The 21,013-nt window shown below is 70.1% G+C and carries 17 protein-coding genes; 9 read left to right on the forward strand and 8 right to left on the reverse strand.

Features of this window, described 5'->3' with window-relative positions; genetic code table 11:
• The 5 genes from NPA30_RS19305 to NPA30_RS19325 all read left to right on the forward strand — a co-directional run.
• The coding region (locus NPA30_RS19305; RefSeq protein ID WP_256804422.1) for a methyl-accepting chemotaxis protein at positions 1–546 on the forward strand (546 nt) is incomplete at its 5' end.
• Positions 547–844: 298 nt separating this feature from the next.
• Positions 845–2,806, forward strand: a complete 1,962-nt coding sequence (locus NPA30_RS19310; RefSeq protein ID WP_256804423.1) for a methyl-accepting chemotaxis protein — start codon at positions 845–847, stop codon at positions 2,804–2,806.
• A 101-nt stretch (positions 2,807–2,907) separates the two neighbouring features.
• Positions 2,908–3,687 (forward strand): 3-hydroxybutyrate dehydrogenase, encoded by a 780-nt coding sequence (locus NPA30_RS19315; RefSeq protein ID WP_256804424.1) that lies wholly within the window; start codon positions 2,908–2,910, stop codon positions 3,685–3,687.
• A 31-nt stretch (positions 3,688–3,718) separates the two neighbouring features.
• Positions 3,719–3,862: a DUF3096 domain-containing protein gene (locus NPA30_RS19320; protein WP_256804425.1), complete on the forward strand. Its 144-nt coding sequence runs from the start codon at positions 3,719–3,721 to the stop codon at positions 3,860–3,862.
• A gap of 20 nt (positions 3,863–3,882) precedes the next feature.
• Positions 3,883–5,169 (forward strand): NAD(P)/FAD-dependent oxidoreductase, encoded by a 1,287-nt coding sequence (locus tag NPA30_RS19325; RefSeq protein WP_256804426.1) that lies wholly within the window; start codon positions 3,883–3,885, stop codon positions 5,167–5,169.
• Positions 5,170–5,234: 65 nt separating this feature from the next.
• On the opposite strand, the gene NPA30_RS19330 is transcribed toward NPA30_RS19325, so the two are convergent.
• The 4 genes from NPA30_RS19330 to NPA30_RS19345 form a co-directional block, all read right to left on the reverse strand.
• Entirely contained in the window at positions 5,235–7,472 is a 2,238-nt protein-coding gene (locus NPA30_RS19330) for a xanthine dehydrogenase family protein molybdopterin-binding subunit (RefSeq protein ID WP_256804427.1), read from the reverse strand.
• A complete protein-coding gene (locus NPA30_RS19335) occupies positions 7,469–8,452 on the reverse strand; it encodes an FAD binding domain-containing protein (protein ID WP_256804428.1) in 984 nt (327 codons plus the stop codon). The genes NPA30_RS19330 and NPA30_RS19335 overlap by 4 nt, the downstream gene beginning before the upstream one ends.
• Positions 8,449–8,952: a 2Fe-2S iron-sulfur cluster-binding protein gene (locus NPA30_RS19340; protein WP_256804429.1), complete on the reverse strand. Its 504-nt coding sequence runs from the start codon at positions 8,950–8,952 to the stop codon at positions 8,449–8,451. Before NPA30_RS19340 ends, NPA30_RS19335 begins: the two co-directional genes overlap by 4 nt.
• A 305-nt stretch (positions 8,953–9,257) precedes the next feature.
• Positions 9,258–10,241 carry an amidohydrolase family protein gene (locus tag NPA30_RS19345; RefSeq protein ID WP_256804430.1) on the reverse strand — a complete coding sequence of 328 codons (984 nt, stop codon included), beginning with the start codon at positions 10,239–10,241 and terminating at the stop codon, positions 9,258–9,260.
• 175 nt (positions 10,242–10,416) lie between these two features.
• Between NPA30_RS19345 and NPA30_RS19350 the strand changes: the two genes are divergently transcribed.
• The 4 genes from NPA30_RS19350 to NPA30_RS19365 all read left to right on the forward strand — a co-directional run bounded on the left by NPA30_RS19350 (position 10,417) and on the right by NPA30_RS19365 (position 14,454).
• Positions 10,417–11,364, forward strand: coding sequence for a LysR family transcriptional regulator (locus NPA30_RS19350; RefSeq protein ID WP_256804431.1), 948 nt, complete (start codon positions 10,417–10,419; stop codon positions 11,362–11,364).
• A 192-nt stretch (positions 11,365–11,556) separates the two neighbouring features.
• Positions 11,557–12,996 (forward strand): ATPase domain-containing protein, encoded by a 1,440-nt coding sequence (locus NPA30_RS19355; protein WP_256804432.1) that lies wholly within the window; start codon positions 11,557–11,559, stop codon positions 12,994–12,996.
• A gap of 10 nt (positions 12,997–13,006) precedes the next feature.
• Positions 13,007–14,065: a sensor histidine kinase gene (locus NPA30_RS19360; RefSeq protein ID WP_256804433.1), complete on the forward strand. Its 1,059-nt coding sequence runs from the start codon at positions 13,007–13,009 to the stop codon at positions 14,063–14,065.
• Between the two features lie 20 nt (positions 14,066–14,085).
• Positions 14,086–14,454, forward strand: a complete 369-nt coding sequence (locus NPA30_RS19365) for a response regulator (RefSeq protein ID WP_256804434.1) — start codon at positions 14,086–14,088, stop codon at positions 14,452–14,454.
• A 42-nt stretch (positions 14,455–14,496) separates the two neighbouring features.
• Here NPA30_RS19365 and cobO read toward each other — a convergent pair whose 3' ends face one another.
• From cobO to cobU, 4 genes are read right to left on the reverse strand one after another with little or no spacing between them, the layout of a single operon-like run.
• Positions 14,497–15,135: a cob(I)yrinic acid a,c-diamide adenosyltransferase gene (gene cobO, locus NPA30_RS19370; protein WP_256804435.1), complete on the reverse strand. Its 639-nt coding sequence runs from the start codon at positions 15,133–15,135 to the stop codon at positions 14,497–14,499.
• The gene (gene cobN / locus NPA30_RS19375) at positions 15,135–19,349 is read right to left on the reverse strand and encodes a cobaltochelatase subunit CobN (protein ID WP_256804436.1); all 4,215 of its coding nucleotides are present in this window, start codon (positions 19,347–19,349) and stop codon (positions 15,135–15,137) included. The genes cobO and cobN overlap by 1 nt, the downstream gene beginning before the upstream one ends.
• Positions 19,349–20,422, reverse strand: coding sequence for a cobalamin biosynthesis protein CobW (gene cobW / locus NPA30_RS19380; protein ID WP_256804460.1), 1,074 nt, complete (start codon positions 20,420–20,422; stop codon positions 19,349–19,351). Before cobW ends, cobN begins: the two co-directional genes overlap by 1 nt.
• A complete protein-coding gene (cobU, locus tag NPA30_RS19385; protein WP_256804437.1) occupies positions 20,423–20,947 on the reverse strand; it encodes a bifunctional adenosylcobinamide kinase/adenosylcobinamide-phosphate guanylyltransferase in 525 nt (174 codons plus the stop codon).
• Positions 20,948–21,013 lie beyond the last annotated feature (66 nt).

The following is a 21,013-nucleotide window of genomic DNA, read 5'->3' on the forward strand; positions in this document are numbered from 1 at the left end:
GCGCAGGAGGTGCGCGGTCTGGCGCAGCGCTCGGCCGAGGCCGCCAAGGAGATCAAGGACCTGATCTCGACCTCGTCGAGCCAGGTGGAGGAGGGCGTCGAGCTGGTGTCGGCCTCGGGCAAGTCGCTCGAGGAGATCGTGGCGCAGGTTGCGGCGATGTCGTCGGAGGTGTCGGAGATCGCGCGCAGCGCCCGGGAGCAGGCGGCGAACCTGAAGGAGGTGTCGGCAGCGGCGGACCAGATGGACAAGGTCACGCAGCAGAACGCGGCGATGGTGGAGGAGGCGACGGCGGCGGCGCAGACGCTGGCGAACGAAACCGACGAGCTGGCGCGGCTGATCTCCCGCTTCAGGACGGCGGCCTCGAGCGGCCACCAGCAGCAGGCGCGCCGCGCCGCGAGCCGGCCGAGCGCCGCCGCGCCGGCCCGACCGGCGGCCAAGCCCGCGGCAGCGTCCGCGCCGCGCCCGGTGGCACAGCTGAAGTCGGTCGGCACCGGTGGCGCCGCCCGCAAGCCGGCCGCCGCCGAGGACGGCTGGGAAGAGTTCTGAGCGCGCGCCGAGGGCGAGGTGACCCGTTGCCCGCCCCCGGCGCCATAGCGTGGCGCGCAAACGCCGGGCCTGCGGTTCGGTCTCGGCCCTCCCGCGGGCGCGGCCCACACCCCTGAAGGACGTCCGATGCGGGCGGCAACGGTTCAGTCGCGATCGCGTCCTGCCGTGGGGGAAAAGGACGCGTTGCCGGCAACAGTCTTTTAGCACAAGTCGCTTAAAGTTCGCGATGCTTCAGTTCTGCGCCTCTGACGGCCCGCCGAATTGAGCGGAGTCCATCGAGTTCAAGAGGCAGACTTTCATGCGGACGAGCGACCTCAGCATCGCGAAGAAAATCGGTTTGGCGTTCGGCATCCTGATCATCGGCGCCGCGCTGATGGGGCTCTTCGTGCGCAGCAGTCTCGGCGAGATCGACGCGGCGCGAGACAACATCAACCGCCACACCCATATCGCGGCTCAGTCCACCGAGACCCGCTTCATCGTTTCGCGCATGGAGGCCGCGCTCCGCGCCTTCATGATCACCCACAACGAGCGCTACACCAAGGCGATCGCGTCGCGTGACGCGGCACTCGCCGACAAGTTCGCGACGATGAAGGCGACCTACCCCGAGCTGTCCGGTGACGTCGACGCGATTGCCGCGGCACTTGCCGGCTGGAAGGCGACGGTGGTGGAGCCGATCGTACGGTTGGCGTCGAACGAGGCGACGGCAACCGATGCGCTGACCTTGTTCACCAGCGAGACGGCGGACAAGTCCATCGAGGCGCTCGAAAACGCCATCGACAAGATCACCACTGCAGAAAACGCGTCGATCGAATCCGGATGGGATGGGAGTGCTGCGGCGGCCGACGATGTGCGCATGGCCCTGATGGTGGGCATCGGCGTGCTCGTCCTCCTGTCGATCGGCCTCGGCTGGGTGCTGACCCGCGGCATCGCCGGCCCGGTCCGTGCGCTAACGGGTGTCATGCTGAAGCTCGCCGGCGGCGACAAGGCCGTCCTGGTTGCGGGCGCGGACCGCAAGGACGAGCTCGGCGCGATGGCGGGCGCGGTGGAGACGTTCAAGCAGGCGGCGATCCGGCAGGACCGGCTGGAGGCCGAGGCGAAGGCTGTCCGCGAGGCGCAGGTCGCCGAGCGGGAGCGCCAGATGGCGGCCGAGCAGGCCAAGGCCGAGGAGCTGAAGGGGTTCGTGCACGACATCGAGGCCGGCTTCGAGCGGCTGGCCGAGGGTGACCTGACGGTGCGCATGGAGCGGCCGGTGGCCGAAGAGTTCGAGCCGATCCGGGCGCAGTTCAACCAGTCGACGGCGGCGCTGGAGGAGACGCTCGGCGGCGTCATGACCGGCGTGTCGTCGATCCGCTCCGGCCTCGACGAGATCAACACCGCCTCCAACGATCTCGCCCAGCGCACCGAGCAGCAGGCGGCGAGCCTCGAGCAGACCGTGGCGGCGCTGTCGGAGGTGACGCGCGGCGTCAACGTGACGGCCGAGGGCGCGGCGCGCGCCCAGAGTTCGGCCCAGACCGCGCAGAAGAACGCCGAGAAGGGCGGCGAGATCGTCGGCCGGGCGGTGGAAGCCATGCACGCCATCGAGCAGTCGTCCGAGCAGATCGGCAAGATCATCGGCGTCATCGACGAGATCGCCTTCCAGACCAACCTCCTCGCCCTGAACGCGGGCGTCGAGGCGGCGCGTGCCGGCGAAGCCGGCAAGGGCTTTGCGGTGGTCGCGCAGGAGGTGCGCGGTCTGGCGCAGCGCTCGGCCGAGGCCGCCAAGGAGATCAAGGACCTGATCTCGACCTCGTCGAGCCAGGTGGAGGAGGGCGTCGAGCTGGTGTCGGCCTCGGGCAAGTCGCTCGAGGAGATCGTGGCGCAGGTTGCGGCGATGTCGTCGGAGGTGTCGGAGATCGCGCGCAGCGCCCGGGAGCAGGCGGCGAACCTGAAGGAGGTGTCGGCAGCGGCGGACCAGATGGACAAGGTCACGCAGCAGAACGCGGCGATGGTGGAGGAGGCGACGGCGGCGGCGCAGACGCTGGCGAACGAAACCGACGAGCTGGCGCGGCTGATCTCCCGCTTCAGGACGGCGGCCTCGAGCGGCCACCAGCAGCAGGCGCGCCGCGCCGCGAGCCGGCCGAGCGCCGCCGCGCCGGCCCGACCGGCGGCCAAGCCCGCGGCAGCGTCCGCGCCGCGCCCGGTGGCACAGCTGAAGTCGGTCGGCACCGGTGGCGCCGCCCGCAAGCCGGCCGCCGCCGAGGACGGCTGGGAAGAGTTCTGAGCGCGCGCCGATCGCCTGACTGCGATTTAACCTGGCGCCCCGGCTTGTTCTTCAGGCCGGGGCGCTAGCTTTTGTGGCGCAAGCATCGGGGAGTGGACGCCATGAGCCTTGCCGGGAGTGCCGCCGTCGTCACCGGAGCCGGGTCTGGCATCGGTCGCGAGATAGCCCTGCGCTTCGCCGGTGCGGGTGCGAGGGTTGCCGTCTGCGACGTGAATGCCGGTGCCGCCGACGCCACAGTCGCGGCCGTGCAGGCGGCAGGCGGCGAAGCTGTCGCATTCCTGATGGACGTCACCGACGAAGACGCCGTGAATGAAGGCGTCGATCGCGCGGCGGCGGCGTTCGGCCGGATCGACACGATGGTCTCGAACGCCGGCATCCAGATCGTCCATCCCTTGGAGGATTTCCCCTACGAGGAGTTCCGCCGCGTGGTCGACATTCATCTCGGCGGCGCCTTCCTCCTCACCAAGGCCTGCATCCGCCACATGTATCCCCGCAAGAGCGGGTCGCTGATCTACATGGGCTCGGTGCACAGCCACGAGGCCTCGCCGCTGAAGAGCGCCTACGTATCGGCCAAGCATGGCATTCTCGGCCTGGCTCGCGTCATGGCGAAAGAGGGGGCCAAGCATGGCGTGCGCTCCAACGTCATCTGCCCCGGCTTCGTGAAGACGCCCCTGGTGGAGAAGCAGATCCCCGAGCAGGCCCGAGACCTCGGCATTCCCGAAGCCGACGTCGTCTCGCGGATCATGCTCGGCAACACCGTCGACGGCGAATTCACCAGCATGGCCGACGTTGCCGAACTGGCGCTCTTCCTGGCAGGCTTCTCTTCGAACGCGCTCACCGGTCAGTCGATCACCGCAAGCCATGGCTGGCACATGGGTTGAGCCGCCTTTTCAGAGCGCAAGGAGCACCCGCATGACCCTCGACATCGTGACGCTGCAGCCGCTGATCGCGCTGATCGCCGGCATCCTGATCCTGATCGCGCCGCGGCTGCTCAACTACGTCGTCGCGATCTATCTCATCATCATCGGCATCACCGGGCTGATGCGCGGCTTCTGAGACCGCGGCGAAAGGCCGACATGGCGGACCGCGCGCGCCCGCGGCTCCTGATCCTCGGCGGCGGCGCCGGCGGGCTGGAACTCGCGGGCGCGCTCGCGGCCGAGGGCTCCTATGCGGTGACGCTGGTCGACCAGTCGCCTGCGCATCTGTGGAAACCGCGGCTGCATGAGTTCGCAGCTGGCACGGTCGACAGCATGCTGAGCGAGATCAGCTTCTATACGTTGGCCCGGCTGCGCGGCTTTCGCTTCGAGCAGGGCTCGGTCGCGCGGATCGACCGGCAGGGCCGTCGGGTGCAGCTTCGGCCGATCCTTGACCTCGACGGCCGGGAGCGGGCGCCGGCGCGCACGCTGTCCTACGACGTCTGTGTCGTCGCCCTGGGCGGCATCACCGCCGATTTCGGCACGGTGGGCGTTGCGCAACACGCGATCCGGCTCGATGGGCGAGAGGACGCCGATGCCTTCCGCAGCCTGTTCACCGGCCTGATGATCCGGGCGCGCGAGAGACGTGAGCCGGCGCGCGTGGTGATCGTCGGTTCCGGGGCGACCGGCACCGAACTCGCCGCGCATCTGCGGCTGGCGGAAACGGCGTTTCCCGGCGAGGATCCGGCGAATATGGCGCCGCGCTTGCACCTGACCATCCTGGAGGCGGCGCCGCAGCTGATGCCGGGCGCTGACGACCCACTGCGGCATTCGGTGCTCGAGCGCCTGCGCGCGCTGGCGGTGGAGGTGGCGACGGGGGTGAGGGTGACGGCGGTGCGCGCGGACGCGGTGCAGGCTGAGGACGGGCGGGTCTGGCCGGCGGACCTGACGGTCTGGGCGGCCGGCCTGATCGGCAACCCCGTGCTGCGGCAGCTCGGCGACTTCGAGCTCGACGGCAAGGGCCGGATCCGCATCGACGCCCGCCTTCGCTCGACGGTGGACGAGGCGGTCTACGTGATGGGCGACGCCGCCAGCCTGACGCCGGTCGGCGATGACCGGCCGCTCGCGCCGACCGCGCAGGTCGCGAGCCAGCAGGCGGCCTATCTTGCACGGGCCCTGCCGCGTCGCCTGAAGGGCCACCGCGTCGACCCGTTCGTCTACCGCGACCGCGGCCAGCTGATCTCGCTCGCGAGCGCAGGTACGGTCGGCCTCCTGGGGCTGCTCGACCGCAGGGATCTCCTCGTCGGCGGCCGCTTCGCCATCGCGGCCTACCACGCGCTGCAGCGCCGGCATCAGTGGGCGGTGCTGGGGCCCTTGCGCGGCTCCGTCGCGATCTTCGCCGACGCGGTCGGCCCGACGCACGGGCCGGCGCTGAAGCTGCACGGCTGAGGGACGAACGAAAAAGGCGGCACCGGATGGTGCCGCCTCTTGTCGTTCCCAGGCTCGGGCGGCGGTCAGGCCGCCTGCTTGCCTGCAGCCCAGCCGGCCAGCACCTTGTCGAGCGTCATCGGGTAGTCGCGCAGGCGGATGCCCGTCGCGTTGTGGATGGCGTTGGAGATCGCCGCCCCGACGCCGGACAGCGCCAGCTCGCCGATGCCCTTCGACGCCAGCGGGCTCGCCGCATGGTCCCGCTCGTCGAGGAAGACCACCTCGAGCTGCGGCACGTCGGCGTTCACCGGCACGTGGTACTCGGCAAGATCGTGGTTGACGATCAGGCCGGTGCGCGGGTCGACCACGAGCTCCTCGGTCAGCGTCGCGCCGATGCCGAAGATCTGACCGCCGTAGCTCTGCGAGGTCGCGGTCTTCTCGTTGAGGATGCGGCCTGCCGCCGCCACCGTCATGAGCCGGCGCACGCGCGTCTCGCCGGTGACGGCATTGACCGCCACCTCGCAGAAATGCGCGCCGTAGCTCGCCTGATGGGTGCCCTTGAAGGCGTCGCCCGGCTTGAAGGTGCCGGTGACGGTGATCGGCTCCCCCGCGAGGAGCTCGGTCAGCGCCGTCTGCTTGTTGTCGGCGATGACAGTGCCGTCCTTCAGCGTCAGCCCGGCCGGCTCGACGCCGAGCTTGGCTGCGATCTTCTCGATGATGCCCTCGCAGGCTGCGTAGACCGACGAGCCGGAGGAGTTGGCGCCCCAGGAGCCGCCGGAGCCCGGGGCCTGCGGCAGGTCGGAATCGCCGAGCGTCACCGCCACCTTGTCGAGCGGCAGGCCGAGCATCTCGGCCGCGATCTGCGACAGGATGGTGTAGGTGCCGGTGCCGATGTCGGTCATGTCGGTCTCGATCGTCGCCGAGCCGTCCGGCCGCAGCTCCACCTTGGCCGAGGCCTTCTGCAGGAGGTTCTTGCGCGAGGCGGCGGCCATGCCGGTGCCGATCAGCCACTCGCCTTCGCGGCGGGCGCCCGGCACCTTGGAGCGGTCCGCCCAGCCGAAGCGCTTGGCGCCTTCCTCCATGCACTCGACCAGCATGCGCGAGGAGAAGGGCTTGCCGTCCTGCGGATCGACCTTCGGCTCGTTGCGCTTGCGCAGCTCGATCGGATCGATGCCGAGCTGCTCGGCGAGCTCGTCCATGGCGTTTTCCAGCGCCAGCATGCCGACCGCCTCGCCCGGCGCGCGCATCGCCGAGGCGAGGACGACGTTCACCTCGGCAAGCCGGTGGGTGATCAGCCGGTTCTCGCCGTCATAGAGGAAGACGGTCGAGATGCCCGCCGGCTCGAATACCGTGTCGCCGGGCGTGTTGCCGCAGAGGGTGTCGTGCGAGATCGCGTTGATGACGCCGTTGCGGTCGCAGCCGATGCGGATTCGCTGGATGGTGTCGGTGCGGCGCGAGGTGTCCTGGTAGACCTGCTGGCGGGTGAGGGCGAGCTTCACCGGCCGGCCGACGACCTTTGCGGCCTTCGCGGCGAAGACCGACTCGGGACCGATGCCGAGCTTGCCGCCGAACCCGCCGCCGATATACGGGTTCACCATCCGGATATGGCTCTTGTCGATGCCGAGCGCGGCGGCCAGCTGGCCGACATTGGTCGAGACCAGCTGGTAGCAGCCATAGAGCGTCAGCTCGTCGCCGTTCCATTCGGCGACGCAGGCATGCGGCTCCATCGCCGAGTGGCTCTGGCTGGTTGTCGTGTAGGTCTGGTCGAACTTGATCTCGGCCGCGGCGAAGCCCTTGTCGAAGTCGCCCTTCTTGACGATAGAGGGCATGACGCCCTGGCCGGGATCGAAGGCCTTGTCCTGCGCGTCCTCGAGCGCATAGGTGCCCTCGGTCGGCTCGTACTCCACCGTCACCAGCTTCGCCGCATCGCGGGCGGTCTCGAAGCTTTCGGCGACAACGAGCGCCACCGGCTGGCCGTAGTGGGTGATCTGGCCGTTGATCGCCGTTGGCTTCTTGTCGCCCGGATCGGCAGACGCGCGGGGGCCGTCACTGTCGGTGACGACGTGCAGGACGCCGGCCTTGCCGAGTGCGGCGACCGCGTCGATGCGCTTGATCTTGCCGGCACCGATGGTCGAGGTGACGATGAAGCCATAGGCGACGTTCTTGCCATCGCCGGCGAGGTTCTCATAGGCGTAGGTCGCCCGGCCCGAGACCTTCAGCGGACCCTCGTGGCGGGCGACACCCTTGCCGATCACGTCCTGGACGCGGCGGTCGAGCCGCGTCTCGCCGATCGGCTTGTCCATCTGGATGGTGTGCTCGCTCATAGGCTCACTCCCGTCGCTTCGGCGAGCACGGCGGCAAGCGTGCGACGCGCCAGCGGGATCTTGAAGTCGTTCTCGCCAAAGCCCTTGGCCTCGGCGAGGAGGATGTCGGCGGCCTTGTCGAACAGCGCCGCGGACGGCGTCTCGCCGGCAAGCGCCGCCTCCACCGCCTCGTTGCGCCACGGCTTGTGGGCCACTCCGCCGAAGGCGAGGCGCACGGTGCCGATCTTGCCGGCGTCCATCGTCACGACCGCCGCGATGGAGACGAGCGCGAAGGCGTAGGACGCACGGTCGCGCACCTTCCGATAGATCTGCGTGCCGCCGAGCGGCGCCGGCAGGTGCACGGCGGTGATCAGCTCGCCCGGCGACAGCACGGTCTCGACGTTCGGCGTATCGCCCGGCAGCCTGTGGAAGTCGGCGATCGGATGGCGCTTCGTCGCGCCGTCCGGCGTCAGCGTCTCGATCTCGGCGTCGAGCGCGCGCATCGCCACCGCCATGTCCGAGGGGTGCGTTGCGATGCACGCGTCGCTGGTGCCGAGGATCGCATGGATGCGGTTGAAGCCGCCGATGGCGTCGCAGCCCGAGCCCGGCTCGCGCTTGTTGCAGCGCGCGCTGGTCTCATAGAAGTAGTAGCAGCGGGTGCGCTGCAGGAGGTTCCCGCCGGTGGTCGCCTTGTTGCGGAGCTGGCCGCTGGCGCCTGCGAGGAGCGCCCGCGACAGCACCGGATAGTCGCGCCGCACCCGCTCGTCGGCGGCAAGGTCGCTGTTCGGCACCAGCGCGCCGATCTTCAGGCCGTCGCCCTCCGCCACGATGTCCTTCATCGGCAGGCGGGTGACGTCGACGAGCTTCTCCGGCGTCTCCACCTGCAGCTTCATCAGGTCGAGGAGGTTGGTGCCGCCGGCGATGAACTTCGTGGCGCCCGCCGCGGCCATCGCGGCGGCCTCCTGCGGAGCCGTGGCGCGGGTGTAGTCGAAGGGCCTCATGCCGCACCTTTTTCGTTCACGTCGCGGATGGCGTCGACGATGTTGGGATAGGCCGAGCAGCGGCAGATGTTGCCGCTCATGCGCTCGGAGATCTCGGCGTTGTCGAGGCTGACGGTGCCGTCGAGGTCCTTCGAGGCGTGGCTTGGCCAGCCCTTCTTCGCCTCGTCGAGCATGCCGACCGCCGAGACGATCTGGCCCGGCGTGCAGTAGCCGCACTGGAAGCCGTCGTGCTGCAGGAAGCTCTCCTGCATCGGGTGGAGGTTGCCCGGCTGGCCGAGGCCCTCGATGGTGGTGATCTCGTCGTCCTCGTGCATCACCGCAAGGGTGAGGCAGCTGTTCACGCGGCGGCCGTTGATCAGCACCGTGCAGGCGCCGCACTGGCCGTGGTCGCAGCCCTTCTTCGTGCCGGTCAGCGCGAGATGGTCGCGCAGCGCATCGAGGAGCGAGGTTCGGATGTCGAGGTCGAGCTCCTGCCCGACGCCGTTGATGGTGAGGCGCATGTCCGCTTCCTTGTAGCCGTTCCAAACTGGACGCTTGCGGTCCGATATGGGGGAGGGGCTTAGGAAGGGAAGGACGGGGGAGAGGGAGGAAGCGACCAAAGGTCCCGGTTGCAAGCGAGGCGGATTTCACCAACTTTGTAGATCTGATGGAGATCAACACATTACACGAGAGTCGTGGTAATTTTCGGATTATCCTCTTGGCCGATAGTGCTGAAATCTGTATAAGATGGGCATTCTGGGGATCGACGTTAGTAAAAAACGTAGTTATCATATGGATATATTCTAGGTCATCGCCCGCTGATCGCCTACCCCTCCCGCATCCCCGTCAGCCGCTCCCAGTTGCCGTGCGCGAACGCCGCCTGGCCGGCGTCGTCGAGCCCGCAGCGCTCCACGAAGCGCCGCGCGTCGTTGCCGGGCCGGTACTGGTACGGATAGTCCTGCGAGAACAGGAGCCGGTCGGTGCCGACGTAGCCAGCGGCGCGCTCGAGGTAGTGTGGCAGAACCATGCCGCTCGCGGTGACCCAGAGGTTGCGGCGCAGGTAGTCGGCGACAGGCCTCGCGAGCCCGGCGACGCGGTCCAGCGCCGCCAGCCGCTCGGCATAGAACAGCACCATCTCGCCCCAGTGGCCGAGGATCACCTGCAGGTCCGGCAGCTGGTCGAAGGTGCCGGAGAGGACGAGGCGGACGAACTGGATGCCCGCATCGTAGTGCCAGCCGAGGCCGAAGCTCGCGAGGGCGGCGTCGAGCTGCGGCGCCAGGCCGGAATAATAGGCCTCGCGCACGCCCGCCGGCGGCATGCGCGGGTGGAGGAGGATAGGCACGCCGAGCGCCGCGGCGCTCGCAAGGATCGGCGCGAGGTCGGGATGGTCGAGATTGCGCGTGCCGACGCGCCCGCTGAGCATCGTGCCCCTGAAGCCGAGGGTTCCGACGCAGCGCTCCAGCTCCTCGGCCGCGGCGTCCGGCTGCGACACCGGCAGCGTGGCGAAGGCCTGGAAGCGGTCCGGGTGACGGGCGACCGCCTCGGCCACTCCGTCGTTGGTGCGGCGGGCGAGGTCGACGCTCTCCGGCCCGAGATCGTGCAGCGCCGGCGTCGTCAGCGACAGCACCTGCACGTCGACACCGCTCTCGTCCATCAGCGCCAGGCGCTCGCCCGCGAGGTCGAGGAGGCGTCGCTCGATCACGCCGGAATGCAGCGCGACGCTCGGATCAATGGCGTCGAGGCCAAGCGCCATCCAGCGCGCGTGGATCTCGCGGGTGAGGAAGTGCTCTTCGATCGCGATCAGTCGCATGGCGGGTGCCTCCGAGGGAAAAGAGCCGAAGGATCGGCGGAGGGTGCGGCTCGCGGCGGACCTGCCTGGCGGCCGCTTTCAGGTCTCCATATCGGCTGACCCACGGAGGGCGCCAGACGCAGGGCCTGCACAGGAGTGTTGCGTCCGGCGCCATGTCACGCCAAGGGTTCGCGACATGGATGATGCGGTCGACCTCAACCTTCTCGTCGCCCTCGATGCGCTGCTCGCTGAGGGCAGCGTCACCGGTGCCGCCCGCCGGCTCGGCCTCAGCGCCTCGGCGATGAGCCGCACGCTGGCGCGGCTGCGCGCCGCGACGGGCGATCCGCTGCTGGTACGGGCCGGGCGCGGCCTGGTGCCGACGCCGCGTGCGGTGGCGCTGCGCGAGGCGGTGCAGGACGTTACGGGTGCCGCGAGGGCCGTGCTCAGCCCGCAGCGCGAAGCCCTCGACCCCGCCACGCTCGCGGCGCGCTTCACCATCCGTGCCAGCGAAGGCTTCATGGCGCTCGCCGCCGCGCCGCTGGTGGTGGCGGTGGGCGAGGCCGCGCCGGGCGTCTGCCTGCGCTTCGTGCCGAAGCCGGAGAAGGACGCGCAGCCGCTGCGCGAGGGGCCGGTCGACCTCGAGATCGGCGTGCCCGGCATGGCCGCGCCGGAGCTGCGGCGCCGCTTCATCTTTCGCGACCGCTTCGTCGGGGCCGTGCGGGCCGGCCATCCGCTGCTCGAGCGCACGGTGACGCCGGAGCGCTACGCCGCCTGCCGCCACGTCGTCACCGCGCGGCGGGAGAGCGGCCTCGGGCCGGTCGACGCGGCGCTGGCCGAGCTCGGCTTGTCGCGTCGGATCGCCGTGGTGGTGCCGGGCCATCCGGATGCGCTGCGCCTGGCGCGCCGGTCCGACCTCGTCGCCCTCGTCCCGCGTTCGTGCCTGCGCGGCACGGCGAGCGATGCCGACGCGCCCGGCGCGGGCCTTGCGAGCTTCCCGCTGCCGGTCGCAACGCCGGAGATCGTCGTCGCCGCGACCTGGCACCCGCGCCTCGACGCCGATCCGGCGCATCGCTGGCTGCGCGACACGGTGGCGGCGGTGTGTCGCGCCGCGCTGCGCGAGGGGAATGACGAGGACGAGGGGTAAGTCCCAATGCCTTCACCGCCTTCGAACCCGGTCCGCCGACGGTAGCGTCTTGACCGCCAAGGCTTGAAGCGCATACGCCCGGGTTTTGTATCAGGTCACCGTGTCCCTCTCGCGGCGTCGCCCCGAATCCCGCTACAACTGACGTTCCATCCCCGGCCGACCGCCGCCGTCCCCTCTCGCCCGGAGCCTTTGATGCCGCACGACCATCCCGTGATCACCACCGGCGTACCGGGCCTCGACGAAGTGCTGCAGGGCGGCTTTCCCGTCTCCAACATCTACCTGCTGAAGGGCGCGCCGGGGTCGGGCAAAACCACCGCGGCGCTGCAGTTCCTGCGCGCCGGCGTCGCCCGCGGCGAGCGCGGCCTCTATGTGAGCCTGTCGCAGAGCCGCGCCGAGCTCGAGCAGATCGCCGCCTCGCACGGCTGGAGCCTTGAGGGGATCGACATCGAGGAGCTGTCGGCCGCCGAGGGCGCGACGGCGGCGAGCGATCAGTCGATCTTCCAGACCGCCGACCTGCGCCTCGACGAGACCCGCAAGGCGATCGTCGAGGCGGTCAGCCGCTACGCGCCGAAGCGGATCGTCTACGATTCACTGCTCGAGATCCGGGTTTTGACCGGCGACGACGCGCGCTTCCGCCGCGAACTGATCGGGCTGAAGTCGGTGCTGGCCGCGCAGGGCATCACCGCGCTTCTGATCGACACCGACTTCGATCGCGGCCGCACCCGCAACGACGAGATCGAGGCGATCGCGCACGGCGTCGTCCGGCTCGACAAGACCCTGCCGGACTACGGCGTCGCACGGCGCCGGATCGAGGTCTCCAAGATGCGCGGCACGCCGGTTGCCGACGGATATCACGACATGGTGATCCGCGAGGGCGAGGGGGTCGTGGTGTTTCCCCGGATCGTGCCGCGGGTGATCCCGGAGCAGACGAAGTCGCTGGAGCTGATCAAGTCCGGCGTCGAGAACCTCGACAACCTGCTCGGCGGCGGCCAGGAGGCGGGGACGACGACGCTGGTGATCGGCCAGGCCGGCACCGGCAAGTCGACCATGGCCTCGCTCTATGCCACCGCGGCGCTGGAGCGCGGCGAGCACGTGGCCCTGTTCCTGTTCGAAGAGCGGGTGGAGACCTTCTTCCGCCGCTCCGAAGGCCTCGGCATGAAGCTGCGCAGCTTCCACGACAGCGGCGAACTCCTGATCAAGGACTTCAATCCCGGCGAGGTGACGGCCGGGCAGTTCGGCCAGATCGTCCAGGAGGAGGTCGCCAAGGGCCGCACCCGCGTGGTGGTGATCGACAGCTTCACCGGCTATCTCAGCGCCCTGCCGAACCGCGACCAGGCGGTGCAGGACATCCAGTCGCTGCTGAAGTTCCTCGCCCGGCGCGGCATCCTGACGATGCTGATCGTCGCCCAGCACGGGCTGATCGGCGAGAACGTCTCGATCGACGTCGATGTCAGCTTCCTCGGCGACACCGTGCTCCTGCTGCGGATCAGCGAGGAGGGCGACCGGCTGAAGCGCTCGATCACCGTGGTCAAGAAGCGCCATGGGCCGCATGCGATGTCCGTCCACGAGCTCGCGATCACCTCGGACGGCGTCAGCGTCAGCCCGGCGCCGCTCGACGGCCCGGTCGCCTGAGGGCGCGCGGGTGCCGCTCGACCTGCAGGAGGTGCTGATCCATGCGCCGTTCCGCAACGACGCCCGGATGCTCGCCAGCCTCCTCGAAACCCACGCCATCCAGTCGACCGTCTGCCCCGACGAGGAGGCGCTGGCCGAGGGACTGGGCGCGGGGCTTCCGGGAGCTCTCATCTTCACCCAGGAGGCGCTGACCGACCGGGTCCGTGCGCTGGTTCAGGATCACCTCGCCCGGCAGCCGGACTGGTCGGAACTGACGGTGATCGTGCTGGTGGAAAAGGGTGTGCCGCAGGCCCTTCTGCTGCGTCACCTGACCGAGCAGTGGCCGGGCTCGCGGCAGGTCTTCTACCAGCGGCCTCTGGCGACGCTCGAGCTGCTCAGCGGCGTGCAGTCGGCCTTGCTCGCCCGCATCCGGCAGCGCGACGTGCGCGACCACATCGCGCTCGAGCGGGAGCTGCGCCACGAGCTCAACCACCGGGTCAAGAACATCCTGGCGAGCGTCAGCTCGATCTTCCAGATGACGGCGCGCGCCAGCGCCGACCTCGACGAGCTGAAGCGCAGTTTCGGCGGGCGGCTCGCCACGCTCGGCAATGTCCACTCGGCGCTGTTCGAGGCGGGCGGCGAGGCGGTCGACCTCAAGGGGCTGATCACGCTGGTGCTGTCCCCCTATGCGGCCAATGGAGGAGCTCATTTCGAGATCGACGGCCCGGCGGTACGCCTGAACAAGGACGCGGCGGCGGGCCTCGGGCTGACGGTGCATGAACTGGCGACCAACGCCATCAAATACGGTGCGTGGTCGGTGCCGACCGGACTGATCCGCGTCGAATGGTCGGTGGAGGCGCGCGAGTTCCGGCTGTGCTGGCGCGAAACGGGCGGCCCGGCGCTGGCTCGGCCGAGCCGCAGCGGCTACGGCACGCGCTACGTCCGCGCCGCGATGCAGAATCTCTTCGGCGCGCCGCCGGAGGTGCGCTTCGAGCCCTCGGGGCTGGTCCTGGTGGCGCATGGGCCACTGAGTCGGATCGACGCGATGCCGGCCACGGATCGAAACGCGTCGGCCACCGTTGGCGGGTGACCTCAAGCCCACGGTTGGACATGCGCATCTACTGTCTGGAAGACAATCCGCTGGTGGTGCTCCACCTCGAGATGATGATCGAGGACGCCGGACACGACTGCGTCGGCTCGGCGGCAAGCTTCGCGGAGGCCTTGCCGCAGTGGCAGGATCTCGAGTTCGACCTCGCCCTCATCGACATCGATCTCGCCGATGGCGTGACCGGCATGGATGCCGCACGGTGGCTGAAGGAGCGGGGACGGGTCGGTTGCTTCGTCACGGGCCAGGGCGACCTCGCGCGGGAGAATGCCGACCTCGTGGTCGACATCGTGACGAAGCCGATCGACGAAACGGCGCTCCTGCGCGCCATCGACCTGGCCGGGGCCGGTCCGCAGCCGCCCGGCAGCGCCTAGGGCAGGGGGCCGCGCAGGCCGGATCTGCCCTCTTCCCGCGGGCTAGAACTCGATCCCCTTCTGCGCCTTCACACCGGAGCGGAACGGGTGCTTGACCATTTCCATCTCGGTGACGAGGTCGGCCACCTCGATCAACTCGTCCTTCGCGTTGCGACCGGTGACGACGACGTGCTTCATCGCCGGCTTTCCGGCGAGGCCGGCCAGTACCTCGGCGAGGTCGAGATAGTCGTAGCGCAGGACGATGTTGAGCTCGTCGAGGAGGACGAGGTCGTGCTCCTCGTCCGCGATCATCGCCTTCGCCCGCGCCCAGGCGGCCTCGGCCGCGGCGATGTCGCGCTGGCGGTCCTGCGTCTCCCAGGTGAAGCCGTCGCCCATCGCGGTCATCGTCACCTGCTCGGGGAAGTGCTCCAGCACCTTGCGCTCGCCGGTCTCCCACTTGCCCTTCACGAACTGGACGATGCCGACCTTCATGCCGTTGCCGAGCGCGCGGAACACCATGCCGAAGGCCGCAGTCGACTTGCCCTTGCCCTTGCCGGTGTGAACGATGAGGAGGCCCTTCTCGACCGTCTTCGTCGCCAGGATCTTGTCGCGCGCCGCCTTCTTCTTCCTCATCTTCTCGGCGTGGCGCGCATCGAGCTCGGCGTCGGTCATGCTCTGGAGGAGCTCGGACTTCTCGGCCATCAGGGGGTCTCCTCTGCCGCTCTCAGCGCGGCGAGATCGTGGGGAACGGAGTTGGCGCGCGGGTGCCAGAGGCCACGGGCGATAGCCTCCTCGAAGCGTTCGGCCAACTCGGCGAGCGCGGCGGGATTGTTGTCGGCCATGAAGCCGCGCACCGCCTCGTCGCCGATGAAGGCCGCGAAGGCAAGGTCGAAATGGTGGTCGCGCACCGCGCCGGTGGTGGCTGCGAAGGCGAACATGTAGTCCACCGTCGCGGCGATCTCGAAGCCGCCCTTGTAGCCGTGGCGCATGACGCCGGCGATCCATTTCGGATTGACGACGCGGGCGCGCACGACCCGCGAAATCTCCTCCTCGAGGGTGCGGATCACCGGCCGCTCGGGGCGGGAATGGTCGTTGTGGTAGATCGCCGGGCGTGCGCCGGAGAGGGTTTCCACCGCAGCGGTCATGCCGCCCTCGAACTGGTAGTAGTCGTCCGAGTCGAGGAGGTCGTGCTCGCGGTTGTCCTGGTTCTGGACCACGGCCTCGAGCTCCGACAGCCGCGCCGCGAAGAGGTCGCGTTCGGCCTCGCCCTCGGCGTCGGCGCCGTAGGCATAGCCGCCCCAGGCGAGATAGGCTGCGGCGAGATCGTCCTTCGTCTCCCAGCCGCGCTCGTCGATCAGCGCCTGCAGGCCTGCGCCGTAGGCGCCGGGCATCGAGCCGAAGACGCGGAAGCCGGCGCGGCGATCCGCATCGGCCGGCGAGGCGCCGGCATCGACGAGCGCCTGCCGCTCCGCGGCCATGCGGGCGGCGATGGGGTTGTCGGCCTCATCCTCGTCCAGCGCGCCGACCGCCCGCACCGCCCGGTCGAACAGCGCGATCTGCTCGGGAAAGGCGTCGCGGAAGAAGCCGGAGATGCGCAGCGTCACGTCGACACGCGGCCGGCCGAGTTCGGCAAGGGTGGTGATCTCAAAGCCGGTGACGCGCCGGCTCGCTCTATCCCACGCCGGCTTGGCGCCGATCAGCGCGAAGGCCTGCGCCAGGTCGTCGCCGCCGGTGCGCATGTTGGCGGTGCCCCAGGCGGTGAGACCGATCGCGCGAGGGTAGTCGCCGTGGTCCTGAAGGTGCCGGGTGACGAGCAGTTCGGCAGACTTTTTGCCGAGCCGCCAGGCGGTCTCGGTCGGCACCGCCCGAGTGTCGACGGAGAAGAAGTTGCGGCCGGTCGGCAGGACGTCCGGGCGGCCGCGGCTCGGCGCACCGGAAGGCCCCGGCGGCACGAAGCGCCCGTCGAGCCCGGCCAGCAGCCCGGCGATCTCGGCCGGACCGGAGGCGGTGACGGCCGGCTTGAGGCGGGCCTCGACCTCGGCGAGGACGGCGGTTGTGGACAGCCAGTGGATGTCCGCCGCGATCTCGCCGGCGACGAGTCCGGCTGCGAGGAGCTCCAGCCGCTCGACCGTATCGCCCGTCGTCCGCCACGGGTCGGTGGACAGGCTGTGGAGAAGCTGTGGGCGTGGGCCGGTCCAAGGCTCGGCCATTGCGCAGTCGAGCGGGTCGAAGGCGACGACGCTGCGGTCTTCTCCCGCTCGGGGGAACGTCTCGGCCGGGGATGCGGGGGAAGAGCCTTGATCGCGGGCCGCCGAGTTAGGCGAATGTGCCGTCCCGCCCCCCTCTGGCTTGCCAGCCATCTCCCCCTCAAGGGGGGAGATCACGCGCCTTTGGGGGGAGGAGGCTTCTCCAGAGCCGTCGGCAGGGCCCTGCGGCGTGTCCGATCGTGCGTCGGCGTTCGTCCCGGCCGATCTCCCCCCTTGAAGGGGAGATGTCCGGCAGGACAGAGGGGGGTGCGCGGCCGCCGCGCCGTCGCCGGGTTTCCCCTCATTCAGCCCGCTGCGCTCGGCACCTTCTCCCCCGAGGGGAGAAGAAGGGCGCCCATTTGCTGACGTCGGTGCGTGAAGGTTCGGCGATGCGGGGGAGGCGCGCGGCGGCTCGGAAGGAGCCGCGAAAAGATCTGCCGCCAGTGACCGGATCAGCGAGGCGTCCTGCGGCTCCGGCCCGCGCGGCAGGCGGGCGAGGGCGGTGACGAGATCGGTCAGGAGCCGCCCCTGCGGCGCGACGCCGAAGACGTGCAGGCCATCGCGGATCTGCAGCTCCTTCAGCTCGCAGAGATAAGCGTCGAGGGCCTCCAGCGTGTCGTCCACGGCGAGCGTGGCGTCGATGCCGAGATCGCGGTCGAGCCCAGCGCTGCGCACAAGGTCGAGGATGTCGCGCTTCAGCAGCGTCAGCCGGCGCGGGTCGCCGTTCGCGGCATAGTATTCGTCGAGCAGCACCTCGAGATCGCGCAGGGGACCGTAGGTCTCGGCGCGGGTCAGGGGCGGCGTCAGGTGGTCGATGATGACGGCCGAAGTCCGGCGCTTGGCCTGCGTGCCCTCGCCGGGATCGTTGACGATGAAGGGATAGAGGTGCGGCAGCGGGCCGAGCACCGCCTCGGGATAGCACGCCTCCGACAGCGCCAGCGCCTTGCCGGGCAGCCATTCCAGATTGCCGTGCTTGCCCATGTGGACGATCGCGTGGACGCCGGCCCCGTGTCGCAGGAAGGCGTAGAGCGCCAGATAGTTGTGCGGCGGCACGAGGTCTGGAGAGTGGTAGGTCTCCTTCGGATCGATGTTATAGCCGCGCGCCGGCTGGATGCCGACGAGGACGTTGCCGAAGCGGGCGACCGGCAGGGCAAACGCACGGCAGTCATTCAGGACGAACGGGTCAGCCTCCGGCGCGCCCCAGCGCGCGTTTACGGCGTCCCGAACTGCGGACGGCAGGGCTTCGAAAAAGGCGCGGTAGGCGTCGAGCGGCAGCGTCTCGCGGACCTGCCGTCCGGCGATCCCGGCATTGGTCGGACCGGCGAGAAGGTGTTCGACCAGCGCGTTGCCGTCGACGGGAACACTGCCCGTGTCGTAACCGGCTGCGGCGAGGGCACGCAGCACCTCGACCGTGCCGGCCGGCGTATCGAGGCCAACGCCGTTGGCGATGCGCCCGTCGCGATTCGGGTAGTTGGCGAGGAGAATGGCGACCCGGCGCTCGGCCGGCGGCGCGTTCCGCAGCCGCACCCAGGCCGCCGCGAGGCTGGCGACGAAGCGCAGCCGGTCGGCCACGGGTTTGTGCGCGACGACGAGCGTCTGCGTGCGTTCGTCCCACTCGCCGGCCGACTTGAAGGCGATGGCGCGGGTCATCACGCGCCCATCGACCTCCGGCAGCGCGACGCTCATCGCCAGATCCCGGGCGGAGAGTCCCTGGCTGGAGGCGGCCCAGGCGTCCTCGCCGCCGCTCGCGAGCACCGCCTGCAGCACCACCGCGCCGGTCTCGTCGAGGACGGTCGGAGCGTGGGCGCCACCGGGCGAGGAGACGGCGAAGCCGGTGAGGTTGATCACCACGGCCGGCGGCTGGCCGGCGAAGATCGTCCGGAGCGTCGCCACCGACACCGGGTCCTTCAGGCTCGCGACGTAGACGGGCAGGGGATCGAGGCCGGTCTCCCGCAACGCCCTTGCCAGCGCCTCCACCGGCCCGGTCTGCCCGCTCTGCACGAGCGCGCGGTAGACGACGATCGCGACGGTCGCTCCGCGCTCTTCTCCCCATCCAAGAGACGTCCCGGCCGGGGATGAGGCGGGGAGGCGAGAGGCGCTGGCGCCTTCGGATCCACCGGGCCGCCACGTGAGCACGCCCGCCCGCAGCAGCGGTCGGGCCTCGGCCGGCCAGTCGCCGCCGTCGAGCACCGCGCGGCACGCGAGGAGGAAGCGGTCGGCATTCTCCGCCCCGCCCTCGATGAGATAGCGCCAGAGCCGGTCGCGTTCCCCCGGCGGGATCGTCGCGTAGCGGTCGAGGCCGGGATCGGGCTTGTCGTCGCCGGGGAGCGCGACGAGGCGCGGACCGCCCGGACGCTGGGCGAGCTCGAGCAGCCGCTCCAGGCCGTAGGGCCAGTAGCTCTCGCCGCCGAGGAGCCGCACGACCACGAGCCTCGCATGGCGTGCGGTGCGCTCGCACCAGGCGTCGACCGACATCGGATGCGACAGCTTCAACAGGTTGGCGAGGCGCAGCGTCGGCGCCGCATCGTCCAGCCGTCCCGCCGCGCCGGCGAGCGCGGCGATCTCCGTGTCGGCGGCCGACAGGACGAGAAGCTCGGCCGGGGTCTGGCCGAGATCGACCGCCTCGCCGCCCTCGGCGACCGTTCCCTGCCGGGCGAGGAGGAGATGCATCAGGCGGCTGCGGAGCGGCCTGCGGCGAGCGCCCGGATCTCCGCTGCGATCGCCGCCGCGTCGAGCCCGTCATGCAGGCCGATGACGACGAGCCGCGTCTCGCGCGTCTCGCCCGCCGCCCACGGCCGGTCGAAATAGCTGTCGATGCGCCTGCCGACGGCCTGGATGACCTGCCGCGACGGCTTGCCCTCGATCGCGGCGAAGCCTTTCAGACGCAGGATGTCGTGCGTCTCGGTCAGCCTGGCGAGACCTCTGGTGAAGGCCGCCGCGTCGGCCACGGGCCCCGCCGTCACCACAAAGCTCTCGAAGTCGTCGTGGTCGTGCGGCTCGCCGTTCTCGTGCTCGATCTCGTGGTGCGAGCGGCGGAGCGCGATCTGGTCCTCGGTCGCCGCGTTGAGGCCGAGCAGGACCTCGATCGGCAGCCGGCCGCCCTCGGCCGGGATCGACGTCACGGCGCGGGCGCTCTTTCCGGCGACCTCGACGCGCACCGCGTCCAGCGCGCTCGCGTCGATCAGGTCGGCCTTGTTCAGGATGATGAGGTCGGCCGCCCGGATCTGGTCCTCGAACAGCTCCTCCAGCGGGTTGTCGTGGTCGAGGCTCTCGTCCGCCTCGCGCTGGGCTCGCACCTTGTCCTCGTCGTCGGCGAAGCGCCCGCCCGCCACCGCCGCCGCGTCGATGAGCGTGACGACGCCATCGACCGTGACCCGTGCCTTCACCTGCGGCCAGTTGAACGCGGCGACGAGCGGCTGGGGCAGCGCAAGACCCGAGGTCTCGATGACGATGTGGTCGACCGGCGCCTCCCGCGACAGGAGCTTTTCCATCGCCGGCAGGAAGTCGTCGGCGACGGTGCAGCAGATGCAGCCATTGTTCAGCTCGACGATGTCGTCCTCCGTGCAGCTCTCGATGCCGCAGCTCTTCAGGATCCCGCCATCGACGCCGAGATCGCCGAACTCGTTGATGATCAGGGCGATGCGCCGGCCACCGGCGTTCTCGAGGAGGTTGCGGATCAACGTGGTCTTGCCGGCGCCGAGGAAACCGGTGATCACGGTGGCGGGAATCTTCTGCATCGGGATTCAGCCTTTCAGGGTCAGCGGCAGTCCGGCCGCGACGAAATGGACGGTGGAAGCCAGCGCCGCGATCGCCTGGTGCAGGCGGCCGGCATGATCGCGGAAGTCGCGCGCCAGTCGGTTGTCGGGGACGATGCCGAGCCCGACCTCGTTGGAGACGAGGACACGCGGCGCGCCGGCCCAGCCTTCGAGCCGGCGGCAGAGCCGGTCGCTCTCAGCCGGAACGTCCCGGTCCTCCAGCATCAGGTTGGTGAGCCACAGGGTGAGGCAGTCGACGAGCACCGGCGCGCCGGGCGGCACGGCATCGAGCGCGCCGACGAGATCGAGCGGCGCCTCGACCGTGGTCCAGTCCGCGCCGCGCCGCGCCCGATGATGGTCGATGCGCTCGGCCATCTCGCCGTCGAAGGCGCGCCCGGTCGCGACGTAGACTGCCGGTCGGCCGAGCGCTTCGACCAGCCGCTCGGCATGCGCGCTCTTGCCGGAGCGCGCGCCGCCCAGCACCAGCACGACGCCGGGTCGAAGACCCTGCACGTCAGGCGCCGCAGCGCGGGCGGGAGCAGCCTGCGGCGACGGGTGCCGCAACGGGTGCAGCACCGG

The sequence above is a fragment of the Mangrovibrevibacter kandeliae genome, assembly GCF_024519155.1.
Classification (GTDB): Bacteria; Pseudomonadota; Alphaproteobacteria; order Rhizobiales; family Rhizobiaceae; genus Mangrovibrevibacter; species Mangrovibrevibacter kandeliae.